This window comes from Adlercreutzia sp. (genome assembly GCF_056795635.1).
In genome coordinates this window covers 41,624-66,126 of sequence record NZ_JBQIIT010000010.1, presented here as the reverse complement: position 1 = coordinate 66,126, position 24,503 = coordinate 41,624, and the positions used below count along the sequence as shown (strand labels likewise).

The 24,503-nt window shown below is 67.6% G+C and carries 20 protein-coding genes; 3 read left to right on the top strand and 17 right to left on the bottom strand.

Going from position 1 to position 24,503, the window contains the following annotated elements:
• Window positions 1-38 precede the first annotated feature (38 nt).
• From murG to ACTOXK_RS07555, 10 genes are all read right to left on the bottom strand, one after another.
• Entirely contained in the window at window positions 39-1,154 is a 1,116-nt protein-coding gene (gene murG / locus ACTOXK_RS07600; RefSeq protein ID WP_482278560.1) for an undecaprenyldiphospho-muramoylpentapeptide beta-N-acetylglucosaminyltransferase, read from the bottom strand.
• Between the two features lie 3 nt (window positions 1,155-1,157).
• Window positions 1,158-2,516: an FtsW/RodA/SpoVE family cell cycle protein gene (locus ACTOXK_RS07595; RefSeq protein ID WP_482278559.1), complete on the bottom strand. Its 1,359-nt coding sequence runs from the start codon at window positions 2,514-2,516 to the stop codon at window positions 1,158-1,160.
• A 2-nt stretch (window positions 2,517-2,518) separates the two neighbouring features.
• On the bottom strand, window positions 2,519-3,994 hold the full coding sequence (murD, locus tag ACTOXK_RS07590) for a UDP-N-acetylmuramoyl-L-alanine--D-glutamate ligase (protein WP_482278558.1): 1,476 nt from the start codon (window positions 3,992-3,994) through the stop codon (window positions 2,519-2,521).
• 1 nt (window position 3,995) lies between these two features.
• Window positions 3,996-5,045, bottom strand: a complete 1,050-nt coding sequence (gene mraY, locus ACTOXK_RS07585; protein ID WP_482278557.1) for a phospho-N-acetylmuramoyl-pentapeptide-transferase — start codon at window positions 5,043-5,045, stop codon at window positions 3,996-3,998.
• A complete protein-coding gene (locus ACTOXK_RS07580; RefSeq protein ID WP_482279890.1) occupies window positions 5,045-6,547 on the bottom strand; it encodes a UDP-N-acetylmuramoyl-tripeptide--D-alanyl-D-alanine ligase in 1,503 nt (500 codons plus the stop codon). Before ACTOXK_RS07580 ends, mraY begins: the two co-directional genes overlap by 1 nt.
• A gap of 15 nt (window positions 6,548-6,562) precedes the next feature.
• On the bottom strand, window positions 6,563-8,053 hold the full coding sequence (locus ACTOXK_RS07575) for a UDP-N-acetylmuramoyl-L-alanyl-D-glutamate--2,6-diaminopimelate ligase (protein ID WP_482278432.1): 1,491 nt from the start codon (window positions 8,051-8,053) through the stop codon (window positions 6,563-6,565).
• Window positions 8,054-8,082: 29 nt separating this feature from the next.
• On the bottom strand, window positions 8,083-9,846 hold the full coding sequence (locus ACTOXK_RS07570; protein ID WP_482278431.1) for a peptidoglycan D,D-transpeptidase FtsI family protein: 1,764 nt from the start codon (window positions 9,844-9,846) through the stop codon (window positions 8,083-8,085).
• A gap of 9 nt (window positions 9,847-9,855) precedes the next feature.
• Window positions 9,856-10,410 (bottom strand): cell division protein FtsL, encoded by a 555-nt coding sequence (locus ACTOXK_RS07565; RefSeq protein ID WP_482278430.1) that lies wholly within the window; start codon window positions 10,408-10,410, stop codon window positions 9,856-9,858.
• A gap of 115 nt (window positions 10,411-10,525) precedes the next feature.
• Window positions 10,526-11,482 (bottom strand): 16S rRNA (cytosine(1402)-N(4))-methyltransferase RsmH, encoded by a 957-nt coding sequence (rsmH, locus tag ACTOXK_RS07560; protein ID WP_482278429.1) that lies wholly within the window; start codon window positions 11,480-11,482, stop codon window positions 10,526-10,528.
• A gap of 24 nt (window positions 11,483-11,506) precedes the next feature.
• On the bottom strand, window positions 11,507-11,983 hold the full coding sequence (locus ACTOXK_RS07555; protein ID WP_482278428.1) for a division/cell wall cluster transcriptional repressor MraZ: 477 nt from the start codon (window positions 11,981-11,983) through the stop codon (window positions 11,507-11,509).
• Between the two features lie 485 nt (window positions 11,984-12,468).
• Here ACTOXK_RS07555 and ACTOXK_RS07550 point away from each other — a divergent pair, with 485 nt between their 5' ends.
• Window positions 12,469-13,386: a site-specific tyrosine recombinase gene (locus ACTOXK_RS07550; protein WP_482278427.1), complete on the top strand. Its 918-nt coding sequence runs from the start codon at window positions 12,469-12,471 to the stop codon at window positions 13,384-13,386.
• A 3-nt stretch (window positions 13,387-13,389) separates the two neighbouring features.
• On the opposite strand, the gene ACTOXK_RS07545 is transcribed toward ACTOXK_RS07550, so the two are convergent.
• The 4 genes from ACTOXK_RS07545 to ACTOXK_RS07530 all read right to left on the bottom strand — a co-directional run bounded on the left by ACTOXK_RS07545 (window position 13,390) and on the right by ACTOXK_RS07530 (window position 17,655).
• On the bottom strand, window positions 13,390-14,442 hold the full coding sequence (locus ACTOXK_RS07545; RefSeq protein ID WP_482278426.1) for an asparaginase: 1,053 nt from the start codon (window positions 14,440-14,442) through the stop codon (window positions 13,390-13,392).
• A 136-nt stretch (window positions 14,443-14,578) separates the two neighbouring features.
• The gene (locus ACTOXK_RS07540; protein WP_482278425.1) at window positions 14,579-15,343 is read right to left on the bottom strand and encodes a trimeric intracellular cation channel family protein; all 765 of its coding nucleotides are present in this window, start codon (window positions 15,341-15,343) and stop codon (window positions 14,579-14,581) included.
• 17 nt (window positions 15,344-15,360) lie between these two features.
• The gene (locus ACTOXK_RS07535; RefSeq protein ID WP_482278424.1) at window positions 15,361-16,842 is read right to left on the bottom strand and encodes a DUF1846 domain-containing protein; all 1,482 of its coding nucleotides are present in this window, start codon (window positions 16,840-16,842) and stop codon (window positions 15,361-15,363) included.
• Between the two features lie 324 nt (window positions 16,843-17,166).
• Complete coding sequence (locus tag ACTOXK_RS07530) at window positions 17,167-17,655, bottom strand: DUF1269 domain-containing protein (RefSeq protein WP_482278423.1); 489 nt, start codon at window positions 17,653-17,655, stop codon at window positions 17,167-17,169.
• A 278-nt stretch (window positions 17,656-17,933) separates the two neighbouring features.
• Between ACTOXK_RS07530 and pyrG the strand changes: the two genes are divergently transcribed.
• A complete protein-coding gene (gene pyrG / locus ACTOXK_RS07525) occupies window positions 17,934-19,550 on the top strand; it encodes a CTP synthase (protein WP_482278422.1) in 1,617 nt (538 codons plus the stop codon).
• A gap of 33 nt (window positions 19,551-19,583) precedes the next feature.
• Here pyrG and map read toward each other — a convergent pair whose 3' ends face one another.
• Both map and murJ read right to left on the bottom strand, forming a co-directional pair.
• Window positions 19,584-20,399, bottom strand: a complete 816-nt coding sequence (gene map, locus ACTOXK_RS07520; protein WP_482278434.1) for a type I methionyl aminopeptidase — start codon at window positions 20,397-20,399, stop codon at window positions 19,584-19,586.
• Between the two features lie 54 nt (window positions 20,400-20,453).
• The gene (gene murJ / locus ACTOXK_RS07515; RefSeq protein ID WP_482278421.1) at window positions 20,454-22,547 is read right to left on the bottom strand and encodes a murein biosynthesis integral membrane protein MurJ; all 2,094 of its coding nucleotides are present in this window, start codon (window positions 22,545-22,547) and stop codon (window positions 20,454-20,456) included.
• Window positions 22,548-22,613: 66 nt separating this feature from the next.
• Between murJ and ACTOXK_RS07510 the strand changes: the two genes are divergently transcribed.
• The gene (locus ACTOXK_RS07510) at window positions 22,614-23,618 is read left to right on the top strand and encodes an NAD(+)/NADH kinase (protein WP_482278420.1); all 1,005 of its coding nucleotides are present in this window, start codon (window positions 22,614-22,616) and stop codon (window positions 23,616-23,618) included.
• Between the two features lie 117 nt (window positions 23,619-23,735).
• Here the strand turns inward: ACTOXK_RS07510 and rplA are convergent, their stop codons facing one another.
• Window positions 23,736-24,446 (bottom strand): 50S ribosomal protein L1, encoded by a 711-nt coding sequence (gene rplA / locus ACTOXK_RS07505; RefSeq protein WP_482278419.1) that lies wholly within the window; start codon window positions 24,444-24,446, stop codon window positions 23,736-23,738.
• Window positions 24,447-24,503 lie beyond the last annotated feature (57 nt).

Here is a 24,503-nt window from a genome sequence, read left to right as displayed (position 1 = left end):
ATCAAACCGCCTTCAAGCCGTCTCTTGTTCAAACTTAGTTATTGTACAGCACGGCAGCCGCCCTTGGCCTCGGCTTCCACGACATCTGCCAACATCGCCGCCGCCTGGCCGGTTTTCCGCCCGCAGGCCGCCCGATGTTGGGCCTCGCGCACGGCGGGATCGTCGATGAGGGCGGCCAGGCGCTCGGCGAACAGGCTGCCGTCCAGCTCGCCGTCGGGCACCATGAAGGCGCAGCCGGCCTCCACGTAGGCCCGGGCGTTGGTGGTCTGGTGGTCCGCCGTGGCGTGGGGGTAGGGCACGAGCAGGGCCGGGATGCCCCGCGCCGAGATCTCGGCGAGGGAAGTGGCGCCGGCGCGGGAGACGATGGCGTCGGCGGCGGCCATGGTCTCCCCCATGCGATCCTGGTAGCCCATGAGGTGCCAGCGGCGCTCCTGCTCGGGGGTGAGGGCCAGCGCCTCGGTCACCGAGTCGAGCTCCTTGGGACCGGTGATGTGCACGATGTGGAGGTGCGGCCGGGCGAGCAGCTCGTCCTTCAGGGCGCAGACCGCCTCGTTGATGTGACGGGCGCCCAAGGAGCCACCGAAGACCAGGAGCATGAAATCATCCTCGGCCAGGTCGAACAGGGCGCGGCCGCTGGCGCGGTCCGCCTCGATGACCGAGCGGCGCACGGGGTTGCCCGTGAGGTGCACCGGCGTGGAAGCCGGCAGGTCGCAGCCGGGGCACTCGTAGGTGAGGCAGAGGGCGGCCGCCTTCTTCGCCAGGTACTTGTTGGCCATGCCCATGACCGAGTTCTGCTCGTGGAGCACCACCGGGATGCCCGCCTTCTCAGCTGCCCGGGCCACGGGGATGGACACATAGCCGCCAAAGCCCACCACCACGTCGGGCTCGATCTCGCGGAACCACCGGCGGGCCTTGGCCGTGGAGGCGGCGATCTTCGCCACGCCCTTGGGCAGCGAGGCCAGGTGGGCCCGGTCGAAGCCGGAGGCCTCGAAGGAGGTGAACGGAACGCCGGCGGCCGGCACGAGCCGGGCCTCCACCCCGCCGGGGGTACCGGCGAAGCGGACATCCCAGCCCCGGGACGCCAACTCCTCGGCCAGGGCGAGGGCGGGATTGATATGGCCGGCGGTACCGCCGCCGGAGACGACTGCCAACATGGTTTACCTCCTGGAGGATCGGGAGCGGGACGAGAGGGCCGTCCCACTCGGTGCCGAGCGGCGGCCGCGATCGGAACTGCGGGTTCCACTCGGACGGTCAGGGCGCCCGGCGCGGTTCGGGCGGTCGGGGCGATCGACGCCCCGGGAGGGCCGCGGACGGCCCCCTTCGGCACGTTCCTGCTTTACGAGGCGCAGATCGGCCCGGCGCTGCTCGTAGACCGAAGGGCCGCGCTCGGGGCGCGACACCGACAGGATGAGCCCGAGCAGGATGAACGATGCCAGCATAGAGGAGCCGCCGGCCGAGATGAAGGGCAGCGGCTTGCCTGTCGTAGGAAAGACACCGATGACGCAGGCGATGTTCAAAAACGCCTGGAAGACGAGCATCACCGTGCAGCCGCCGGCCACCATGGTGCCGATCTCGTCGTCGGAGCGCTCGGCAATGGAGAGCCCGGCGAACAGGACACCGAAGAACAGCAGCACCACGGCCATGGCCCCCACGAGCCCCAGCTCCTCGCCGATGACCGCGAAGATGAAGTCGCTCTCCGAGGCGAACAGGTACTGGAACTTCTCATGGGAGTTGCCGAGGCCCACGCCAAATAGGCCGCCCTCCGAGAGGGCGTAGTAGGAGCGGATGATGTTGTAGCCGGTGCCGTAGCCCCCCTCCCCGTCGTTCCACGGATCCAGGAACACAAGGCGCCCGGCGCGGTAACCGGTGCCGAAGATGGCGATGAGGCCGCCGACCACGCAGACGGCGAGCACGGCGGCGATGACCTTGCGCGGCACGCCCCCCATCCACATGACGGCGATGATGCCCACGGCGCAGATGACCGTGGTGCCCAGGTCGGACTGGGTGCGGTACATGATGGCGATGGGCACGATGAGGAAGATGAGCACGCGCACCATGGAGGCGCGGAACTCCACCATGCCGCTGCGGTAGTCCAGAAGCAGCCGCACGGCCACGAGCAAGAAGGCGATCTTGCAGAACTCCGAGGGCTGCACGCCGACGCTGCCGATGTAGAGCCAGCGCTTGGCGCCGTAGTTGTCGGTGCCCATGACGGCCGTGGCCAGGATGAGCACCACGGCCACGCCCCAGATGATCCACAGCGCCGGCCCCACCCAGGTGCGGTAGTTCACCCGCCACAGCACCGCGGCCATGACGACGCCCACGACGACGAAGACGATCTGGTCGGTGAAGAAGTCGCTGGCGGGCTTGCCCGCTTCCAGGGCCTTCACCATGGAGGCGGAGAACACCATGACGAGCCCCACGAGCACGAGGGCCAAAGCGCACAGGAGCAGAAGAACACGAGGCCCCTGACTGGAGGGGCCCGAGGGTGCTGCGGTCTGTCGGGAGGGACGGGCCACGCCTAGCCCTCCTCCGCCGCTGCGGCGCGATCGGCCACGAGGGCCTTGAACACGTCGCCGCGCTCCTCGAAGCAGGAGAACTCGTCGAAGGAGGCGCAGGCGGGCGAGAGCACCACCACGTCCCCCGGCTCGGCCGCGGCCAGGGCCGCGTCGAGGGCCGTCTCCAGGCCCGAGGCGCCGAGCACCAGCAGGGTGGCGTCGGCGAAGGCGGCAGCGAAGCGCTCCCGGGCCTCGCCGAAGCAGACGACGGCCTTGGCGTGCTCTTCGCAGGCGGCCACGAGCGGCGCCAGATCGGTGCCCTTGTCGCGGCCTCCCAGCAGCACGATGGGGCGCACGGGCAGAAAGGCCCTCAGGGCCACGAGGGTGGCGTCCACATTGGTGGCCTTGGAATCGTTGTAGCAGGCCACGCCGACCACGGTGCCGGCGGGCTCGATGCGGTGGGCCATGGGGGCGAAGGTGAGCAGCCCCTCGGCCACAGCCGTGGCCGGCACGCCCAGGGCCAGGGCCGCCGAGGCGGCGGCCAGGGCGTTGGCCTGGTTGTGCTCGCCGGTGATCTGCAAGTCGTCCACGTACACGAGCTCGGACACCGCGCCGGCGAGGGCCACAGTGAGCCGGCCGCCCGCGCCGCGGAAGGCGGCATTGGCCGCCCCGCAGGCCGCGCGCATATCGCCGCCCACACCGGCGGCGGTTCCCACGGGTACATAGGCGAAGGGGAAGCCCCCCGCGGCGCGGGTCGCGCGGATCTTCGCGCGGACGGCCTCGTCGCAGGCCACGAGCACAGCCGTGGCCCCGGGCACCCCGCCCATGTTCGCGAGCACCTTCCACTTGGCCTGGGCGTAGTGCTCATGGCTACGGTGCCAGGCCAGGTGGTCGGGGGTGATGTTGAGCACCACGGCCACGTCGGGGGCGAAGTTGCGGGTGGAGGCCAGCTGGTAGCTGGACACTTCGGCCACGTAGACCTCGGCGCCGCCGGCGCCCACGGCCTTGATGCAGGGGTCGCCGATGTTGCCCACGGCCGCGGCATCCAGGCCCGCGGCCCGCAGCAGATGGGTCGTAAGAGCCGTGGTGGTGGTCTTGCCGTTGGTGCCGGTCACCGCCACCCAGCGGGAGTCGGCGGCACTCTCGCGCCAGGCGAACTCCACCTCGCTCACCACCTCGGCGCAGGCGGCCTCGGCACTGGCGTAGAAGGGCGAGAACTGGGAGATGCCGGGGCTCGCGATGCACAGGTCGTAGGTGCCCTCGATGTCCTCGTGGTCGAAGAGCACCACCGCGCCGGCGGCCCGGGCGCCCTCGGCCCAGGCGAGCGAATCGTCGTTGGGGGCGCCGGCAGCCACGGCCAGGGCGTCCACGCGATCCCCCAGCAGGCCCAGGCAGTACTCCGCCGCGGCCTTGCCGCTCACGCCGAGGCCCAGCACGAGCACGCGACCGAGCCGGGCCCGGGCGCGCTTGCGGTCGGCCAAGTACTCCGGAGCGCCCATGCTAGGCCACCGCCAGAGACGAGGCGAACTGGAGCACAAAGCCGCAAGCAGCCAGCATGCCCGACACAATCCAGAAACGCACGACCACCTTCGTCTCGGACCAGCCCTTCTTTTCGAAGTGATGGTGCAGAGGCGCCATGAGGAAGATGCGCTTCTTCGTCTTCTTGTAGTAGAACACCTGGATCATGACCGAGAGGGCCTCGGCCACGAACAGGCCGCCGATGATGATGACGATGAACTCCACCTTGGTGAGCACGGCCAGGCAGCCGAGGGCCATGCCGAGGGCCAGAGACCCGGTGTCGCCCATGAAGATGTCGGCCGGGAAGGAGTTGAACCACAGGAAGCCGATGCAGGCGCCGGCGAGCGCCCCGGCGAACAGGGCCGGCTCCAGCTGGCCGGTGCGGAAGGCGATGGCCGCCATGACGAGCATGACCACCATGACCGTGCCGGCGGCCAGGCCGTCCAGGCCGTCGGTGAGGTTCACGGCGTTGCACAGGCCCACGAGCAGGATGAGGCAGTAGGCCAGATAGAGCCAGGGGATCTCGATGCCGCCGCCCACGGGCACCACCGTGGTGAGCACGCCCAGGTCGATGGTGCAGATGAAGGGGATCTCCACCGTGGGGGCCACGTCGAGCAGGTTCACGGCGCAGAGCACGAAGATGCCAGCGATGAGGAACTGGCCGACGAGCTTCGCCTTGGGCGTAAGGCCCAGCGACCGCTCGTGGGCCACCTTGGAGGCGTCGTCGATGAAGCCGAGGATGCCCGTGGCCAGCGTGGCCCCCAACAGCAGCCACAGCTCCACCGTGGGAGCGCCCACGGAGGCGAGCAGCGTGAAGGCGATGACCGCCACCAGCATGATGACGCCGCCCATGGTGGGGGTGCCCTGCTTCACGAGGTGGCTCTGGGGGCCGTCGGCCCGCACCTGCTGGCCGATGTGGCTCGATTTCAGGAAGCGGATCCAGGCGGGCATGAGCACCATGGTGAGCACCATGGCGAGCACCACCGCGAGGAAGACCATGAACGTGGGGTAGGCGGAGAAGAGCGAGAACATTAGCGGACCAATCCTTCGACGACACGGTTGAGCCCCATGAAGTGGGACGCTTTCACGAGCACGGCATCGCCGGGCTCGAGCAGGGTATCAAGTTCCTCCAGCACGTCGGCCACCGTGGCGGCCCGGCTGATGCGAGCGGCGTCCATGCCAGCCGCGGCGGCGCCCTCGGCGATGGAGGCCGCGAGCTCGCCCACGCAGATGAGCCTATCGAGACCCGCCTCGGCCGCCGCCGTGCCGACGCCGACATGGCACGGCTCGGCGAAACGGCCGAGCTCCCCCATGTCGCCGAGGACGGCGATGCGCCGGCCCGCCACGTCGGTGGCGGCGAAGGTGGCCAGGGAGGCCCGCATGGAATCGGGGCTCGCGTTGTAGGCGTCGTTCACGATGGTAAAGCCGCCCCGGGCGGCGATGACCTCCTGGCGCCCCGGCTCGGGCACCGAGGCGCCCAGCACCGACGCGATGGTCTCCAGATCGAGGCCGAGGGCAAAGCCCACGGCAGCGGCGGCCACGGCGTTGTCCACGTTGTGAGCCCCGGTCAGGGCCAGGGCGCAGCGGCAGCGCTCCACGGGGGCGAACAGGGACAGGTCGCCCTCATCGGCACGATCGCGGGCACACAGGGTGAAGCAGGGCCGCCCCTCGGCGTCCAGGGCCACGTCCTCGGCCCAGACCACCTCGTCGCAGGCCACGGCCTCCCGCTCGTAGAGCTCGACAGTGGCCCCGTCGGGATGGCCGTCGAAGCCGGAGAGAGCCACGGGCCGCTCTTCCAGACGCCCCGCGTCCATGAGGATGCCGAGGGCCGAGCTGCCCAAGTTGAGGAAGGCACGGCCCGTGCCGGCGGGCAGGGCCGCGAACAGCTCGGCCTTGGCCCGGGCGATGTTCTCCCGGCTCCCGAGCAGCTCGATATGGCTCTCCCCCACGTTGGTGACGAGCCCCCAGTCGGGGCGCACGAAATCGCAGAGCTCGGCGATCTGGCCCCTGCCGCGCATGCCCATCTCCACCACGACCACGGCGGTCTCCGGGTCGGCGGCCAGCAGGGTGCGGGGCACGCCCAACTCGTTATTCTGGTTGCCGCGGGTGGCCACAGTGGATCCGAAGGCGGCGCACACGTCGCGCACGAGGTTTTTGGTGGTGGTCTTGCCCACCGAGCCCGTCAGGCCGATGACGCGGCCGCGCACATGTCCGCGCCACTCCCGGGCCAGATCGGTGATGGCGCTGGCGGTGTTGGCCACCTCGATGACGGCAGCCCCCATCTCCCGGGCCAGCAGGCAGGCAGCCCTCCCGGGGCTCTGCATGACCAGGGCGCCGGCAGCTCCGGCGCGCAGGGCCGCTTCCACGAAGTCGTGGCCATCCACGCGCTCGCCGGGCAGGGCCACGTACAGCCATCCCGGCTGCACTTCACGAGAATCCCAGGTGACGCCCGTCATGAGAGCGCTGGAATCAATGGCATCTACGAGAAACTGGCCGCCGGTGCATGCTGCGATTTGCTTTGCGTTGAGGCGCACGCGGCATCCCTCCCCTTAATCGTTCTCCGTCTCGCCGAAGGCGCGGATGAGCTCCTCGGCGGCCACCTGGCGGTCATCGAAGGCGAGCACCTCGTCCCCTACCAGCTGGTAGTCCTCGTGTCCCTTGCCGGCGAGCAGGATGGCGTCCCCCGGCTCGGCGGCGGCGATGGCGGCGGCGATGGCGGCGCGGCGGTCGGGCTCCACGATGAAGCCCTCGGCCCCCTCCATGCCGGCCAGGATATCGTCGATGATGGCCTGCGGGTCCTCACGGCGCGGATTGTCGCTCGTCACCACGGCCAGCTCGGCGGCCAGGGCCGCCTGGCCCATGATGGGGCGCTTGGTTGCATCGCGGTTGCCGCCGCAGCCGAAGACCACGATGGTGCGGCCCGTGCTGAAGGCCTGGATGGAGGCGATGGCCTTGGCCAGGGCGTCCGGCGTGTGGGCGTAGTCCACGTACACGGTCACCGGAGCCGCGGCCGGGGCCGGCACCTGCTCCAGGCGCCCGGGCACCGGCGGCATGGTGGCCAGGGCCCGCACGATGACGTCGGCGGGAATGCCGAGGGACAGGGCGCACCCGAAGGCGGTCATGACGTTCTCCAGGTTGAAGCGGCCCACGAGCGGGTAGGTCACTTCCACGCGGGCACCGCGCACCTCCAGGGTGGCCACGGTGCGCGTAGCCTCGAAGGCCACCTCCAACGGGTGGATCTGGGCGGTCATATCGAAGCCGGTGGTGATGACCTCGTCGCCGGCCTCGGTGCAGCGGCGCAAAAGCTCGCGGCCCCAGGCGCCGTCGATGTTGATGACGCGACGGGCCGGGTAGGCCGCCGAGAACAGCAGGGCCTTGGCCTCGAAGTAGTCGTCGAAGGTATGGTGGTAGTCCAGGTGGTCCTGGGTGAGGTTGGTGAAGGCGGTGACAGCGAAGTCGGTGCCCCAGGTGCGCTTGAGATCGAGGGCGTGGGAGCTCACTTCCATGGTCACCACGGTGCAGCCGGCGTCGCGCATCCGCGCGAACAGCTTCTGCAGATCGGGGGATTCCGGCGTCGTGTGGTCGGATTTCTCCATGACCCCGGCGATCTTGTTGCCCACGGTGCCGATGACGCCGCAGCGGTTGCCCGCCATCTCGGCGATGTGTTCCACGAGGTAGGTCGTGGTGGTCTTGCCGTTGGTGCCCGTGATGCCCACGAGGGAGAAGTCCTCCGAGGGGTGATCGTAGAAGGCGGCGGCGGCGGCGGCCATGGCCTTGCGGGAATCGGCCACCACCACCTCGGTCACGTCGGTGGCGTCGGCCAGGTACACCTTGCGCTCGGCCACGAGCGAGGTGGCGCCCCTATCGATGGCGTCCTGGGCGAAGGAGTGCCCGTCCACCACGTTGCCGACAATGCAGAAGAACATGTCGTCGGGACGGACGGCGTCGCTGCGGAAGGCGAGCCCCGCCACCTCCTCGCTACCGTCGCCGATAATGGTGCATTCCATTCCTTGGAAGAGATCGTTTACGGTGTGGGTCATGGCGTGGGGTTCCTCCGGCGTCGTGGGGCTTACTTCGCTTCGTCCGTGGTGATGTTGTACTGCTTCACGGCATTGGTCATTATATCGTTAAAGATTTTGGTGGTCTGGCGCATCCCGTAAACCTCGTTGGCTCCTACAAAACAAACTAATTTGCTGGAGGAATTGTCGATGAAGCCGCAGAAGCCGAGGTTGTACACTTCCTTCTTGTAGCCGCCCTCCTCCGAGGCGATCTCGGCCGTGGAGGTCTTGCCGCATACCTCGTAGCCGGGAATGTCGGCCTTCACGCCGGTGCCGTCGGTGACCACCGAACGCAGCATGGAGCGCAGATCGCGCAGGGCCTCGGTATCCTCGGTCACCGTCTCCTCGGGCCATTCGGCCACTTCCCCGCTCTGGGGTTTGGAAATGAGGAAGTGGGGCGTGACCATGACACCGTCGTTGGCCACGCAGCCGTAGAAGCGCACCATCTGCAACGGGGTCACGGAAATGCCCTGGCCGAAGCTGATGTTGTAGCCGACGATCTTGCCCCACTGGTTGAAGTCGAGCACGCTGCCCCCGCCCTCGCCGGGGTAGTCGATGCCCGTGGCCTCGGTGAGGTGGTAGCGCTTGATGGCGTCGTTCAGAAACGGGAAGCCCGCGTTCTCCATGGCCAGGGAGATGCCCACGTTGGAGGAGTGGTTCAGAATCTCGCGCAGGGAGTAGGTGGCCCCCTCGCGCTCATGGGAGTCGGACACGTCGTAGTCGTTGGCCGAGATGGTGCTCGGGCAGAACATGGTGGTCTCGGGCCCCATGGCCTTCGATTCCAGAATGGCCATGGCCGACACCGATTTGAAGGTGGAGCCGGGCTCGTAGGGCTGGGTGATGGCCTTCACGTGCTCGCTGCCCACCTCCGATTCGGCCATGTTGTTGGGATCCATGTAGGGCAGCGAGCAGGCCGCGTACACCTCGCCGGTGGCCGCATCCATCACCAGGGCCGAGCCCTCATCGGTCTCCACTTCCTCCACGCCGTCCACCAGCGCCTGCTCCACGGTGTCCTGGAGCTTGATATCCAGCGAGATCATGATGTCCGTGCCGTCGATGGCGGCCACCTCCTCCTTCACCCCGCCGGGAATGGGGAAGCCCTGCTCGCCGCGCTCGCCGACGTAGCGGCCCGGCGTGCCGCAGAGAATGTCGTTGTACTGGAGTTCCAGGCCCGTGATGCCCTCGCCGTCGGCGTTGCAGAAGCCGATGACCTGGGCGCCCACCGAGCCGTGGGGGTACTCGCGCCGCGTGTCGGCGATGAAGTAGATGCCGTCGAGCTTGAGCTCCTTCACCTTGTCGGCCGCCTCCACGTCGGCCTGGCGCTTGATGTAGACGAAGGTGGTGCTCGGGGTGGAGAGCAGTTCCTGGTAATCGGCCGCCTCTCCCCCGAGGATGCCGGCCAGGGCCTGGGCCTCGGCCGCCGCGTCGGTCACCTCCACGGGGTTCGCGTAGATGGTGGTGGCGTCCACCGAGGTGGCGAGCACGATGCCGTTGCGATCGTAGATGGTGCCGCGGCGCGGCGTGGTGTCGAAACTCACGGTGCGCGATTCCTCGGCCTGGGCCGCGTACTGGTCGGCAACGATCACCTGGAGGAACACGAGCCGGAAGAAGAAGATGGCCACGAGGGCGGCGAAGGCCACGAGGAGCATCTGGGCCCGACTCGTGATGGGGGGCAGCGCCGCACCGATCGCCGCGGCGCCCCGGCGCAGCGGGTCGGAGGCGCTGAGACCGGCGCGCGATGAAGCGTCGCGATGATCGCGGGGAGCGCGGGCCATGGGAGGCGCCTAGCGGGCGGCCGCCGCGGCGGCGACGGAATCGGACAGGGACAGATTGCCCTCGGCGTCCACGGAGACGACGTCGTCGGGCAGGGTGATCTGGTCGGAGTACTCGGCCGTAGGAGCGGCCATGCCGAGAGAGGCGGCCTGGGCCTTGATGCGCGAGGGCTTGGAGAGCACGCTCTGGGCCACTTCCAAATCGCTGCCCTCGGTGCGGGCGGTCTCGATATCGTGCTCGATGGCCTTGGTCTCCAGGGCGCAGGCGGCCGTGGCCGAGGTGATGGCCACGCGGCCCACGGCGATGACGGCGATGACGATGCACACCACGGCGCAGATCTTCGCGAGGGAGAGGGCCGCCGCCGACAGGCCCTCCTCCACCGAGGCGCGGCGGCCGGCGCCGGGCACCACCGAGATGGAGGGGCCCTCCTCGTAGTCGGGCAGGGCCTCGGCGACCGAGGTGGCCACGTAGCGGGCGCCCCGGTAGCGGGAGGCCACCGAATCGGCCCCGCGGGAAGAACGGGAGGAGGGGCGGCCCGCGAGGCGGGACGAGCTTACGGCGCTCATGGGGCTCCTCCTTTCCGTCCTTGGGGCCTCTAGGCTATACAAGCCCGATGACTGCGTCCTCGGGCTTGTCGGTCAATCCATTCGTTTCAGCGGGTCTTCCCAGGTAGCAAGGCCCTTAGCGCTTCCGCGCCACACGCAGCTTCGCGCTGCGGGCCCGCGGATTCCGCTCAATCTCCCCAGCTTGGGGCAACTGGGGCTTTCGGGTGACGAGGTCGAGTATCGGCTCTTTGCCGCAGGCGCACACCGGCAGCTCCGGCGGGCAGGTGCAGCGGTGCGCGAAATGCGCGAACGTGTCCTTCACGATGCGGTCCTCAAGGGAGTGGTAGCTGATCACCACGATCATGCCGCCCGGATTAAGCCAGCGGACCGCCGCGTCCAAACCGCGACGCAGGACGGTCAGCTCCGAGTTGACTTCGATCCGGAGGGCCTGGAACGTGCGCTTGGCGGGGTGTCCGCCAGCGCGCCGGGCCGAGGCCGGGATGGCGGCCTTGATGAGGTCGACCAGCTGCCCACTCTCTTCGATGGGAGCCCCTTCGCGGGCCTTCACGATGAAGTCCGCGATGCGGCTCGCCCATTTCTCGTCCGAGTAGGCGCGAATGATCCGAGCGAGATCTGCTGCGTTGTAGGTGTTGACGATCTCTGCTGCGGTAAGGGTTTGTTTGCCCGGATCCATCCGCATGTCGAGCGGGCCGTTCTCCTTGAAGGAGAAGCCGCGTGATTGCGTGTCGATCTGCACCGAGGAGACACCGAGATCGAACAGAATGGCGTCGATGCCCGGAATCTCGCAGGAGCACAGAAGCTCGTCGAGGTCTCCGAAGTTGCCGCGCAGCAAGGCCAGCTCGGGACGGTCCGTCGCCGGAATCGATTCCAACTTCTCGGTGGCGCTTGCGAGGGCCACCTCGTCCTGGTCGATGCCGATGAGCAGTCCGTCGCGCCCCAGCTTGCGGGCGGCCTCGAAGGAGTGCCCCGCAAAGCCGAGCGTCGCATCGACGAAGACCGGATGATGGTCCAGGTCCAGGTAGTCGATGCACTCGGTCAGAAGAACAGGTATGTGCCGATATTCCCTTGTCATGGTTCTCTCGCCTTACGCCCTCACCTAGGTGAACAGCAGGCCCAGATCGACATCGTCCATCATGGCCTCGTAGCGTTCGGCATCCCAGATCTCGAAGCGCTTGCCGTTGCCCACGAGCACGATGTCCTTGGCGATGCCGCACTTGGCGCGCGTATCGGCCGAGAGCATGATGCGCCCCGCCGAATCCACCTCGACGCTGTCGGCCCGGCTCTTCAACTTGCGGTGGGTGCGCTCCTGCACGCGATCGTTCTCCCGACGCTCGGGGAACGCGCCGTCCATGAGCCGCTCCACCCACTGGTTGAAGTCCGGCGCCTCGAACGCGTAGACGCATTCGTCGGTAGGCTCCAGAGTAACCACGAGATCTTTGGAAAGAACCTTGCGGAACTTCGCGGGAAGGGTGACGCGCCCCTTGCCGTCGACCTTGAGATGAAACTCGCCGTTCAGGTCTACCTCGGTGCGAGGCAGCTCGTCGGCGGCTTCCATGTCGGTAGCTTGGGGCACTCACGTCCTTTCCCGTGCTGCGTTTTGAGTGGGATTTGAATTCGTGTGTGGTGCGTTACGAAATCCCGCTCGGTCGTTTTCCATGGACTGCATATTACCCCACAATGCCCCACATCGCAACATTTTGCTCCACTTTTGCCGTTATTTTGCCCCACTTGTTACCCGCAAGATATAGAGAGTGATCGCACGACATTCTGAATGAAATCAATATCTTGTATTCGTATTAGGGGAAACGAACAATGCACCACTAGATATGCCCAATCGGTGCAAGGACGGTGGATAACTTCGGAGCGAGCCGCTTGTCACGGTGCTGTGGGCGAGATTTGGAGAGGACGTGCAAACCGCGCCGCGAGCGGTGCGGCCCAACGGGTACAATGGCGATGCCGGATCAACCGCCGCCCTGGAAGAGACCCACGGCGGAACCGGAGGGGCTCCGCCGATGGCGGGGCGCCGGCGCAACGGGAGCCACCTTAAAGGAGAGAGCCGTGTTTGAATTCGAGAACGCCCTCGACGAATATATGTCGCACCTGCGCATCGAGCGGGGCGCCTCTCCCCGCACGGCCGAGGCCTACCGGCGCGATCTGGAGGGCTATCTCGCCTTCCTCGATGGCCAGGGCATAGGCTCCTTCGAGGCGGTCACACGGGAGGTCGTCGTCGCCTACGAGGGAAGCCTGGCCGAGGAGGGCCTGGCCGCCACGACGGTGCGGCGGCGCATCTCGGCGGTGCGCGGCTATCACAAGTTCCTCGTGCGGGAAGGGCTGGCCGCGGGCAACCCGGCCGAGGCCGTGGACGCCCCCCGGGCGGCCGAGCGACTGCCCGACGTGCTGTCCATCGAAGAGGTGGGGCGCATGCTGGATACCTACATCGACGAGCGCCCGAGCGGGCTGCGGGACCGCGCCCTGCTGGAGGTGCTCTACGGATGCGGACTGCGGGCCAGCGAGATATGCGGGCTCAACCTGGACAACCTGTACCTGGACGACGGCTTCCTCCGCGTATTCGGCAAGGGGGCCAAGGAGCGCATCGTGCCCATCGCCGGCGCCGCCGAGCGGGCCCTGCGCACCTACCTGGCCGACGGCCGGCCCTCCCTCGCCCGCGGCGCGTCCCGCGGCGACGGGGCCAGCGAGGGGGCGGTGTTCCTCAACCAGCGGGGCGGCCGCCTCGGGCGCCAGAGCGTGTTCAACCTCGTGCGCAAGGCCGGGGCCTCCATCGGCCGCTACAACCTGCACCCCCACACCCTGCGCCACTCCTTCGCCACCCACATGCTGAAGGGCGGCGCCGATCTGCGCGTGCTCCAGGAGATTCTCGGCCACGCCGACATGTCCACCCTACAGGTGTACACCCACTTGGATCGCACCCACCTCCACGAGGAATACGCCCACGCCCATCCCCGCGATAAGATGTAAGGACTACTCCCCCACAGTCATTTCGCCGGCGAGGGGCTTTACCATGGCGGCGGTCACTTCCGCGGCGGTGAGGCCCTGGCCGAACAGGTGCATGAGCTTGGTGAGGGCCGCCTCGCAGGTCATGTCGTAGCCCGACACGACGCCGGCCCGGGCCAGGGCATCGCCGGTGGCGTAGCGCTTCTCCTCCACACCCCCTGCGGGGCACTGGGTCACGTTCACCACCACTTTCCCCGCCTTTACGGCCTCGGCCACCAGATCGGTGAACCAGGTCTCGGTGGGGGCGTTGCCGGCGCCGAAGGTGCGCAGCAGCACGGCTTTGGTACCGGAAGCCAGAAGCTGGGGCCGCAGGGCCGCCTCGGTGATGCCCGGGTACAGGAAGGCCACGGCCACGGCATCGTCCATGGTGTAGAGCGGTGTCAGGGTTGCGCTCGCCGCGGGCCGGGCCAGCAGCCGCTCGCGGTACACGATATGCAGGTCCATGTCGGCCAGGGGCGGGTAGTTGTGTGAGGCGAAGGCGCCGAAGTTCGTGGAGCTCACCTTCATGGCCCGGTTGCCGCGCCACAGATGGCGCCCGAAGGAGATGGCCACCTCCTGCACCATGGGCGCCTCGTCCTCGGTACGGGCCGCAGCGATCTGCAAGGCCGTGATGAGGTTCTCGGTGCCGTCCTCGCGAATCTCGCCGATGGGCAGCTGGCTGCCCGTGAGAATGACCGGCTTGGCCAGGCCGCGCAGCATGAAGGACAGGGCCGAGGCCGTGTAGGCCATGGTATCGGTACCGTGCAGCACCACGAAACCGTCGAAATCGTCGTAGGCATCGGCGATCATCTTCGCCACCTGGGCCCAGTGGGTCGGGTTCATATTCGACGAATCAATGGGCGGGTCAATCTCCACGTGATCCAACGCGTAGCCGAGCCGGCCGATCTTCGGGACGTTCCTCATGAGGTGGTCGAAGCTGAAGGGCACGAGCGCCCCGGTGGCCAGATCCTCGGTCATGCCGATGGTGCCGCCGGTGTACACGATGAGAATGCGCGGCGTGGTAGCGGAATTCGCGGTCATAGTTCGCTCCTCGGAACGGGGTTTTCGCCCAGTATGCCACGATGGCGCGCCTGAGGCGCCGTCGTTGCCGCGCGCGTCACGCTTCCGTAGGGCAAGGGACGCGCCGCGAACGCCGGCCACGCGCGTCGGCAATCCCCTATTCCCCGCGCTTGCGGAAGAAGGGCACCTTTATCGCCGACTCGCGCTTGCGGTGCAGGGTGGCGCGGCGGAACAGCTCGCCGCAGAAGTCCTTGGCCGCGTGGGCCCCGCGGGACACCTTCGGCGTGAGATCGGCCTCGTCGGCCGTCTTCCAATCGAAGTACACCGACAGGTAGCGCAGGAATACCACGGTGAACACGCAGGCCAGGGCCGCCAGTACGAGCGGTGCGCCGGCGAAGGCCATGGCCCCGAACACGAGCGCTCCGCCGAAGCCGGCCACGGCGTAGAAGTTCGAGCGCTGGAACACTCCCGGCGTCTCCCCCACGGCGATGTCGCGCAGGGCGCCGCCGCCCACGCTGGTGAGCGCCCCAAGGATGACCACCATGACGAAACCCTCTCCGCAGGCGAAGGCCTTGTTGGCCCCGGCCAGGGCGAACAGGGCCACCGACAGGGCGTCGGCGAAGAACAGCAGCTGGCCCGAATGGCGGAACAGCCCGCGGAAGTAGAACACGAACACGGCCAGGCCGATGCAGATGAGGATGACGCTCGGATGCTCCATGAAGTACACGCCGTCGTCCTGTAGCAGCAGGTCGCGGATGATGCCGCCGCCGTAGGCGGTCATGAGCCCGAGCACGATGGTGCCCACGATATCCAGCTTGCGGTCGCAGGCGAACATGGCGCCGGTGATCACGCCCACGGCCACCGAGAAGAAGTCGGCGCCGAAGGGCACCGTGAGCGCCCCGTCCGCAAACAACGGCTCCATGGTCGCGTTCCCGCGGCCTATTTGTGGTAGTAGCGGTGCTGCTCGTACTTCGGCTCGCAGCACACGTTGATGCCGAGCGTGCGGTACAACTTCTCGTCGGCCGCCGAGATGATGACCGAGAAGTAGGCATCGCAGCCGCGCAGCTTGTCCGCGTTGTCGATGAGCTCGGCCGCCAGGGGATTGTGCACCGAGGAGATGGACAGAGCCAGCAGCGTCTCGTCGGAGTGCAGGCGCGGATTGTGGCTGCGCAGGTGGGCCGTCTTCAGGTGGCAGATGGGCTCCAGCACCTCGTCGGAGATGACGTAGAGCTCGTCATCCACCCCCGAGACGCCCTTGAGCGCGTTCATGAGCAGGGCCGAGGCAGCGCCCAGAAGGTTACCGGTCTTGCCCGTGACTACGCGCCCGTCGGGCAGCACCATGGCGCCGGCCGGACCGCCCGTGGTCTCCTCTTTCAGCAGCGCCGCCGAACGGGCCGGGGACAGGTTCTGGTTGATACCAGCCTGGTTCATGAGCAGCTCGATCTTCTTCAGGGCCTCTTCGCCGGTACCCGTGCGTTTGATCTCCTCGGCGGTCTGGAAGTAGCGGCGCACGATCTCGTTGTTGCCGGCATCGCGGCAGGCCTCGTCGTCGGAGATGGCCACGCCGGCCATGTTCACGCCCATGTCCGTGGGCGACTGGTAGGGGCACGCCCCCGCGATGCGCTCCATGGTGGCCCGCAGCACAGGGAAGATTTCCACGTCGCGGTTGTAGTTCACCGTGGTCTCGCCGTAGGCTTCCAAATGGAAGGGATCGATGATGTTGTCGTCGTCCAGATCGGCCGTGGCCGCCTCGTAGGCGATGTTCACCGGATGGGTGAGCGGCAGGTTCCAAATGGGGAAGGTCTCGTACTTGGCGTAGCCGGCCGTGACCCCGCGCTTGTGCTCGTGGTACAGCTGCGAGAGGCAGGTGGCCATCTTGCCGGAGCCGGGGCCGGGCGCGGTCACCACCACGAGGGGCCGCTCGGTCTCGATGTAGTCGTTCTTGCCGAAGCCCTCGTCGGACACGATGTGGTCGATGTCGTTGGGGTAACCGGCGATGGGGTAATGCAGGTAGCTCGTGATGCCCATGGCCGTGAGCCGCTTGCGGAACAGATCGGCGTTGGGCTGGTTCGCGTAGCGGGTGATGACGACGGAGCCCACCTTGAAGCCCATGGAGCGGAAGATGTCCATGAGGCGCAGCACGTCCTCATCGTAGGTGATGCCCAAGTCGCCGCGCACCTTCGAGCGCTCGATGTCATTGGCGTTAATGGCGATGACGATCTCCGCCTCGTCCTTCATGGACTGGAGCATCGAGATCTTCGTGTCGGGCTTGAAGCCCGGCAGCACACGGGAGGCGTGGTAGTCGTCGAAGAGCTTGCCGCCGAATTCGAGGTAGAGCTTGCCGCCGAACTGGTCGATGCGCTCGCGAATGCGCTCCGCCTGCAGCTCGATGTACTTGTCGTTGTCGAATCCTTCGCGCATAGGTGGCACTCCTTCGATGGGCGATCGAACTTCGGCAGCGCTGGCGCAGGCCCGCGCTGATAACCGATTCAGTATAGCGCAGGGGCTCGTTTCGCCTCCGTTAAATCATCGCGTTCGCGGCTTCTGCACAGAGCCGTTGCCGCTCCGGGGCCGTCGCCATCGTGCGCCGCCGGAGCTGCAAACCGCTCCAGCAGGGTGCGCTATAACGGTCCGGGAAAGTGGGATCCAGCACAAAAAGGGCGCCGGCCGAAGCCGACGCCCTGAAGTGGCGAGACGAAGGACGGGGCCTCAGGCCCGCACCTATCGAGCGAAGCGCTCAGCGAGCTAGCACTTGCCGAGCTCGCACTTGAGCTCTTCCTCGTCCTTGATGGACAGCGAGGTCTGGAGCACGTCGCCGCCGAAGGGGCGCATGGCGGCCACGAACTTGTCCTCGGTCATCTCGTTGACCACCATGAACACGGCGGCGGAATCCCGGTCGTTCAGCAGACCGCGCACACGGTCCTGGAAGTCCTCGTCCACGCCGCGCTTCACGAAGAAGCCGGTGATGGCGCCCAGGCCCGCGCCCAGGGCAGCGCCCCAGAAGGGGATGAGGAAGATGAGCCCGAAGAGCATGCCCCAGAACAGGCCCCATACCGTGGAGTTGCCGATGGGGGCGCCGGGGGTCACGACGTCGAACTTGCCGTTGTCGCGACGGGCTACCACGGCGACGGACTGGATGTTCACGATGAAATCGTTGCCGAGATTCAGAATCTCGTTGTAGGCGGCCTTGGCCTTATCCTCGGTGGGATAGCCGAGCACGAGCAGCGTAGACATAGGGGGTTCCTTTCTCGGGGTGTAACTGCGTGGCCCCTACTCTAAAGATGACCCTCCCGCAAAGAGCTGGGCACGCCCTATCTGTCACCACGCGATGAATGCCCCGTTGTCGGAATGTCACGCTTCCCACGCGCCTCTGTTTCGAGCCCGTTACATTCCTCGCGCGTTTCCCATTGGAAACATTGGCGGCCCATCATGGAACGACGTTGGAAGAGGGCAGTGCCCACTCCGACGTATTTTTATGCCCGAGCGCGGGCGACACGGCGAAAGGAGCGTTTATGGCCAAGCACATCTTCGTAACCGGAGGCGTCGTCTCGTCGCTGGGCAAGGGCATCACCGCCGCGTCCCTCGGCCAACTGTTGAAGGCGCGCGGCTATAAGGTGACCATGCAGAAGATGGATCCGTACCTGAACGTGGACCCGGGCACCATGAGCCCGTTCCAGCACGGCGAGGTATTCGTCACCGAGGACGGTCATGAGGGAGATTTGGACCTGGGCCACTACGAGCGATTCATCGACGAGAACCTCACCCGCGAGAGCAACTTCACCCAAGGCTCCATCTACCAGACGCTGATCGCCCGCGAGCGGCGCGGCGACTTCCTCGGCGGCACCGTGCAGGTCATCCCGCACGTGACCGAGGCCATCAAGGAGCGCATCCGTCGGGCCGCCGAGCAGTCAGGCGCCGACATCGTCATCTCGGAAATCGGCGGCACCATCGGCGACATCGAGGGCCTGCCCTTCATCGAGGCGGCCCGCCAGTTCAAGAAGGAGGCGGGACCCGGCAACGTGCTCTTCGTGCACGTGACGCTCGTACCCTACATCGCGGCGGCCCACGAGGTGAAGACCAAGCCCACCCAGCACTCGGTGAAAGAGCTGCGCTCCTTAGGCGTGCAGCCCGACTTCATTGTGTGCCGCAGCGATCATGCCATCGAAGACGGCGTGCGCGAGAAGATCGCCCTGTTCTGCGATGTGGATGCCGACGATGTGCTCGCCTGTCCCGATGCGCCCTCCATCTACGAGGTGCCCATCGCCCTATACGAGCAGGGCTTCGACATCTCGGCCCTCGCGAAGATGGGCCTGGCCCCGCGCAAGATAAAGCTGGCGCCGTGGCGGGCCTTCCTGAAAGCGAAGGACGCTTGCTCAGGCGAGCTGGACATCGCCGTGGTGGGCAAGTACGTGAGCCTGCCCGACGCCTACCTGTCGGTGAACGAGGCACTCGGGCACGCCGGCATCGCGGTGGGGCGCAAGGTGAACGTGCACCTCATCGACGGGGAGGAGCTTACCGACAAGAACGCGGAGAAGGTGCTCGGCGCCATGGACGGCATCCTCGTGCCGGGCGGCTTCGGGCAGCGAGCCTTCGAGGGCAAGATCGCCGCGGCCCGCTACGCCCGCGAGCACGGCGTGCCCTTCCTCGGCATCTGCCTGGGGCTGCAGGCGGCCGTCTGCGCATTCGCCCGCGACGTGTGCGGCCTTGAGGGCGCCACCTCGGCCGAGTTCGCCGACGAGGCCGCCGAAGGGGCGCCCTTCGTCATCGACCTCATGCCCGAGCAGGAGGACGTGGAGGACAAGGGCGGCACCATGCGCCTGGGGGCCTACCCCTGCAAGGTGGCGCCCGGCACGCGGGCTGCGGAGGCCTATGGCGAGCCGGTGGTCTACGAGCGGCACCGCCACCGCTACGAGGTGAACAACGCCTACCGCGACCGGCTCGCGGAAGCGGGCCTCGTGGTCTCGGGCCTCTCCCCCGACGAGCGGCTGGTGGAGATGGTAGAGTTGCCCGACCATCCCTTCTTCATGGCCAGCCAGGCCCACCCCGAGTTCAAGAGCCGCCCCGGCAAGCCCCACCCTCTCTTCAAGGCATTCGTAGAAGCCGTGAACGAGCGCAAAAGCGGCGATTAGGAGAGAGCGACACAGCGTCAGGCGTCGGCAGCCCTACACCGGGCGCTCGTGGCCTTCCTCGGTCGTCAGAATGACCGGACCGTCCTCGGTGATGGCGACGGTCTTCTCGAAGTGCACCGAGGGGCGCCCGTCCCGGGTGCGCACGAGCCAGCCGTCGGGGCCCTGCACGGTCTTGCGGGTGCCGGCGTTCACCATGGGCTCGATGGCCAGCACCATGCCGGGCAGCAGCTTCAACCCCGTGCGGCGCCGGCCGAAGTTCGGTACATTGGGATCCTCGTGCATATCCCGGCCGATGCCGTGGCCCACGTACTCGCGCACCACAGAGAACCCGGCCGCCTCGGCCAGGGACTGCACTGTATGCCCGATATCCCCCAGGCGCTTCTTGGGGCACGCCGCCGCGAGCCCCTCCCACAGGCACTGCTCCCCCACGGCCAGAAGCCGCGCCGTCTCGGGCGCCACCTCTCCCACCGGGTAGGTCCAGGCGTTGTCGCCCACCCAGCCGTCCACGATGGCCCCCGTGTCGATGGAGATGATATCGCCCGCGCGCAGGCGCACCTTCTTCGAGGGAATGCCGTGCACCACCGCGTCGTTCACCGAGGCACAGATGGAGCCCGGGAAACCGCCGTAGCCCTTGAAGGCGGGGATGCCGCCCTCGGCGCGGATGACCCGCTCGGCAATGGCGTCCAGCTCGGCCGTGGTGACGCCCGGCTCCACCGCCTCCCCCACCCGGCGCAGGGCCAGGGCCGACACGCGGCCGGCCTCCCTCATGGCCTCGATCTGGGCCGGGGACTTCAACTTCACGGCCACGGGCCGCCTCCTCTCGCATAGGCGCGGCGGCCATCGGGGCATCGCGCTCCATCGGCCGCCGCGCCGCAGGTTTCGGGTCATCGCGCCCTGCTGCTCCTAGCGCCGCAGCCTCCGGGCGACCTTGCGCACGGCTCCGGCAATGAACGATGCCTCGGGCCAGTTCCAGTGCACCGCAGGACCGTAAGTCACGGCCAGGGCCGCCACGCCGCCGACGACGATATAGGCAAAGGCCTGCCCCACACTGCCGTTCAGCGGGCCGAAGCCCAGCGACAGCCCTACGAGCACCCCATAGCCCACGGCCGCCCCGGCCCCGCCGAGGGCCACGGCCAGCAGCAGCGAGCGCACCACGCCCCCCAGGCCCATGGGGCCGTAGTGCCAGCGCAGATAGATGAAGGCCACTCCGTCGCCGATCACGTAGGACACGATGGTCGATGCGGCAATGGCCTCCAGGGTGACGGCGTAGCCGGCCTGGTAGGCCGCCGCGGCCCCCACGGTCACGGCCACCTGGGCCGCCACGGCGACGAAATTGATGACCGAAAACACGCCCATGCGCCGGATGGAGCTGAATATCTTGTTCAGGTAGGCGTTCACCCCGTAGAACGGCAGGGCCACGGCCATGACCGCCAGATAGTGGGCAATCTGGGCGATGGCGTCCTCGGTGAAGGCGCCGATATGGTACAGGGTCACGAGCGGCGTGGCGAACACCATGAGGTACAGCGCCATGGGCACCATGAGGAACAGGATCTGCCGCGTGCCGTCGATGATGCCGGCCACCACGCCCCGCACGTTCCCATCGGCCTGCATCTCCGACAACTCAGTAAACAGCGTGGTGGTCACCGGCACCGCCAGAAACGAGTACGGGAAGGTGAACCACAGCCGCGCGTAGGCGATGACCGACGGACCGTTGTCGGCGAACACATAGGAGGCGGCGTTCTGGGCCGATACCGTGGCAAAGGAGCACACGGTCACGAAGATGGCCGGCGCCCCCAGGCGCAGCGTGTCCACCAAAGCCGGGTCGTGCAGGTCGATGCGCGGGCGCAGGCGAATGCCCACCTTCCTAAGGGCGGGAATCTGGAAGGCCATCTGCACGAACACGCCAAGCGGGTTGCCGATGGCAATGGCGAAGTAGGCCAGGTTCTGGTCATGGGAGGCCAGCACTGCGTACAGGATGAACGAGGCGATGACGATGACGTTGTTGAACACCGGGGCGAACGACGACCAGAAGTACTCCCGGTTGGCGTTCAGCAGCCCCGACACGATGGAAGAGGCCCCATAGAACACCACCTGCACGGCGAAGAACTGGAAGAAGAAGGTAGCGAGCGCCATCTCGTCCTGGTTCGAGTAGAAGCTCTGGGTGTAGATGACCTGCCCGGCGAAGACGATGCAGAGCACCGACACTACGGCGAGCAGGGCCACCACGATGGTGAGCAAATTCGAGGCGTAGGCGTTGCCCCGCTCGTGGCCGAGCTGCTTTTTCACCGACAGGTACACCGGCAGAAACGCCGTGATGAGCATGCCGCCCATGACCAGCTCGTAGAGCATGTTCGGCAGGTTGTTGGCCACCTGGTAGGAACTGGACACGAAGGTGGAGCCCAGCGCGAAGGCCATGGCCCAGGTGCGGGCGAAGCCGGTGATGCGGGAGACGATGACGCAGATGGAGATGAGGGCCGCGCTGGCCCCCACCGATTCGGCTCGGGCCATCTCGTCGGGCACGGCGGTCTCGGCGGCCAGGGCGCCGGGGGCGGCCGCCTCCTCGACGGCCAGCACCTCCTGCTGGCGGATGGACTGTTCCATCACCGCCGAGGGAATGGTACGGTCGAGCCCGGCATGGGCCCCCACCACGGGAATGAGCCCCGTGGCCCCGGGATCGGTCGGCGGGTTCACGAGCGTCTTGTCGGAGCCGCGATGGCGGCCGCGGGCCGGCAGCTCACGGGCCTCTTTCAGCCAACGGGGATTGTTGGTATTGGGCAGGGGCGCTGCGGGCGCGCCCGCCTCCGGGGCGTCGTTCCGAGCTGCGGCCCTGCGCGCATCCGTCGCGGGCCCCACGGCCCCGTCGGCCCCGGCCCCGGGCCGCGCGGCTTCCGCAGCCCCGCCGTTGCGGCGGGACCGCGCCACGGGCGCAGAGGCCCCTGCGGAGGCGGAGACCGGGCGGGACTTGATGTGTCGTGCTCGTTGGAGCTTATCTGGCATGAACGCGCCTTAGGGAACCATCGGGTATAATCGACAATCATAGCAAAGTTGGGAAAGTGAAGCCCTATGCAGATACTTGTTGTGCGCAATAACTCCAATCCGCAGGCCGTGGACGCCTCGCTGCTGCTGACCGCCTACCTGGGCGAGCAGGGCGTGCGGGCCCTCGTGGCCGATTCCGCCTCCCTCGGCAACGACCAGGGCCGCGCCGCCATCCGCGCCCAGTTACCCGAGAACCTCGACATGGCCATCGTGCTCGGCGGCGACGGCACGGTGCTCCACACGGTGCACCTCCTGAACGACCGCCAGGTGCCCATCCTGCCCGTGAACTTCGGCCGCCTGGGCTTTCTCGCCAACGCCGAAGACGGCGGCCTTGTGCCCCTCGTGGCCGAGGCCCTGGCCGGGGAACTGGTGGCCGAGCGCCGCAGCCTCTTGGCCGTGCGCGTGGTCTGCGAGGGCGAGGCCGACCCCTACGGCGACGGCGACGGGGGCCTCTTGGCGCCCCAGGAAATCAGCGAAGAGGCCTATGCCGCCTCCATCGATCCCGACGCGGTCTCCATCGGGGGCACCATGATGCCGCCGGACAAGTTCGGCGTGAACCTGCGCGGCATGGCCGGCATCCGCCACTTCATCGCCTTGAACGAGGTGGCCATCACCCGCGGCGCCCTCGGCCGCATCATCGAGCTGTCCCTCGATATCTCCGGCATCCACGTCGCCCGCATGCGCGGGGACGGCCTCGTCGTCTCCACGGCCACCGGTTCCACCGCCTACGCCCTCTCGGCCGGCGGCCCCCTCGTCTCGCCCCGCTTCACCGGCATGGTGGCTGTGCCCCTGGCCCCCCACACCCTCCATTCCCGGGCCATCGTCACCGATGCCAGCGACGTCATCGAGGTCACCTTCGACGACACCGAGGACTACCGCGACGCCACCCTGTTCGTCGACGGCGAGATCGTCCCCTTCGAGCACTCCCTCGAGAAGCTCTACGTGCAGTGCGCCCCCTATCCGGTCACGCTCCTGCGCGCCGGCGGTGCCACCTTCTACGAGCGCATCTCCCACGACTTCTTCGGCGAATAAGGGCCGCACAGAAGGGAGCGACCGCGCCCTCAGGCCCCTCCCCCATCCCGAAACGCAAAAGAGCCCCGCGACCGGAACAGTCGCGGGGCTCTTCTTACTGATAGAGAAGCGTGTCGGCTACTCGGCAGCCTGGGTGTAGGCGCGGGTCACGGAGGAGTCCACGGCCACGCCCGGGGTCATGGTGCCCGAGACGGTGACGGACTTCACGTACTTGCCCTTGGCCGCGGCCGGCTTCATGCGCAGGATCTCGTCGTAGACGGCGCCGTAGTTCTCGGCCAACTGCTCGGCGGTGAAGGACACCTTGCCGAGGATGACGTGGGCGATGCCGTAACGGTCGGCGCGGTACTCCACGCGGCCGCCCTTCAGCTCGTTGATGGCCTTGGCCACGTCGTTGGTGACGGTGCCCAGCTTCGGGTTCGGCATGAGGCCGCGGGGGCCGAGGATCTTGCCGAGACGGCCGACCTTGCCCATCTGATCCGGGGTAGCCACGGCGGCGTCGAAGTTGAACTCGCCGGCCTGGATCTGCTCCATGAGGATGTCGGTGCCCACGATGTCGGCGCCCGCCTCCTCGGCGGCCTGGGCGGCAGCGCCCTCGGCGAACACGGCCACGCGCACGGTCTTGCCGGAGCCGTTGGGCAGGCTCACGGTGCCGCGCAGCTGCTGGTCGGCCTGACGGGTATCAATGCCCAGGCGGAAGTCGCCGGTCACGGTCTCGTCGAAGTTGGCCGTGGAGATCTCCTTCAGCAGCTCCATGGCCGCCAGCGGGGACACCGGCTCGGCCGGAATCTGCGCCTCAGCGGCAACGTACTTCTTGGACTTCTTGCTCATTGCAATTCCTTTCGTGGTAATGGCGGGCGCTTCTAGCCCTTCCACTGGTTCAGCTTG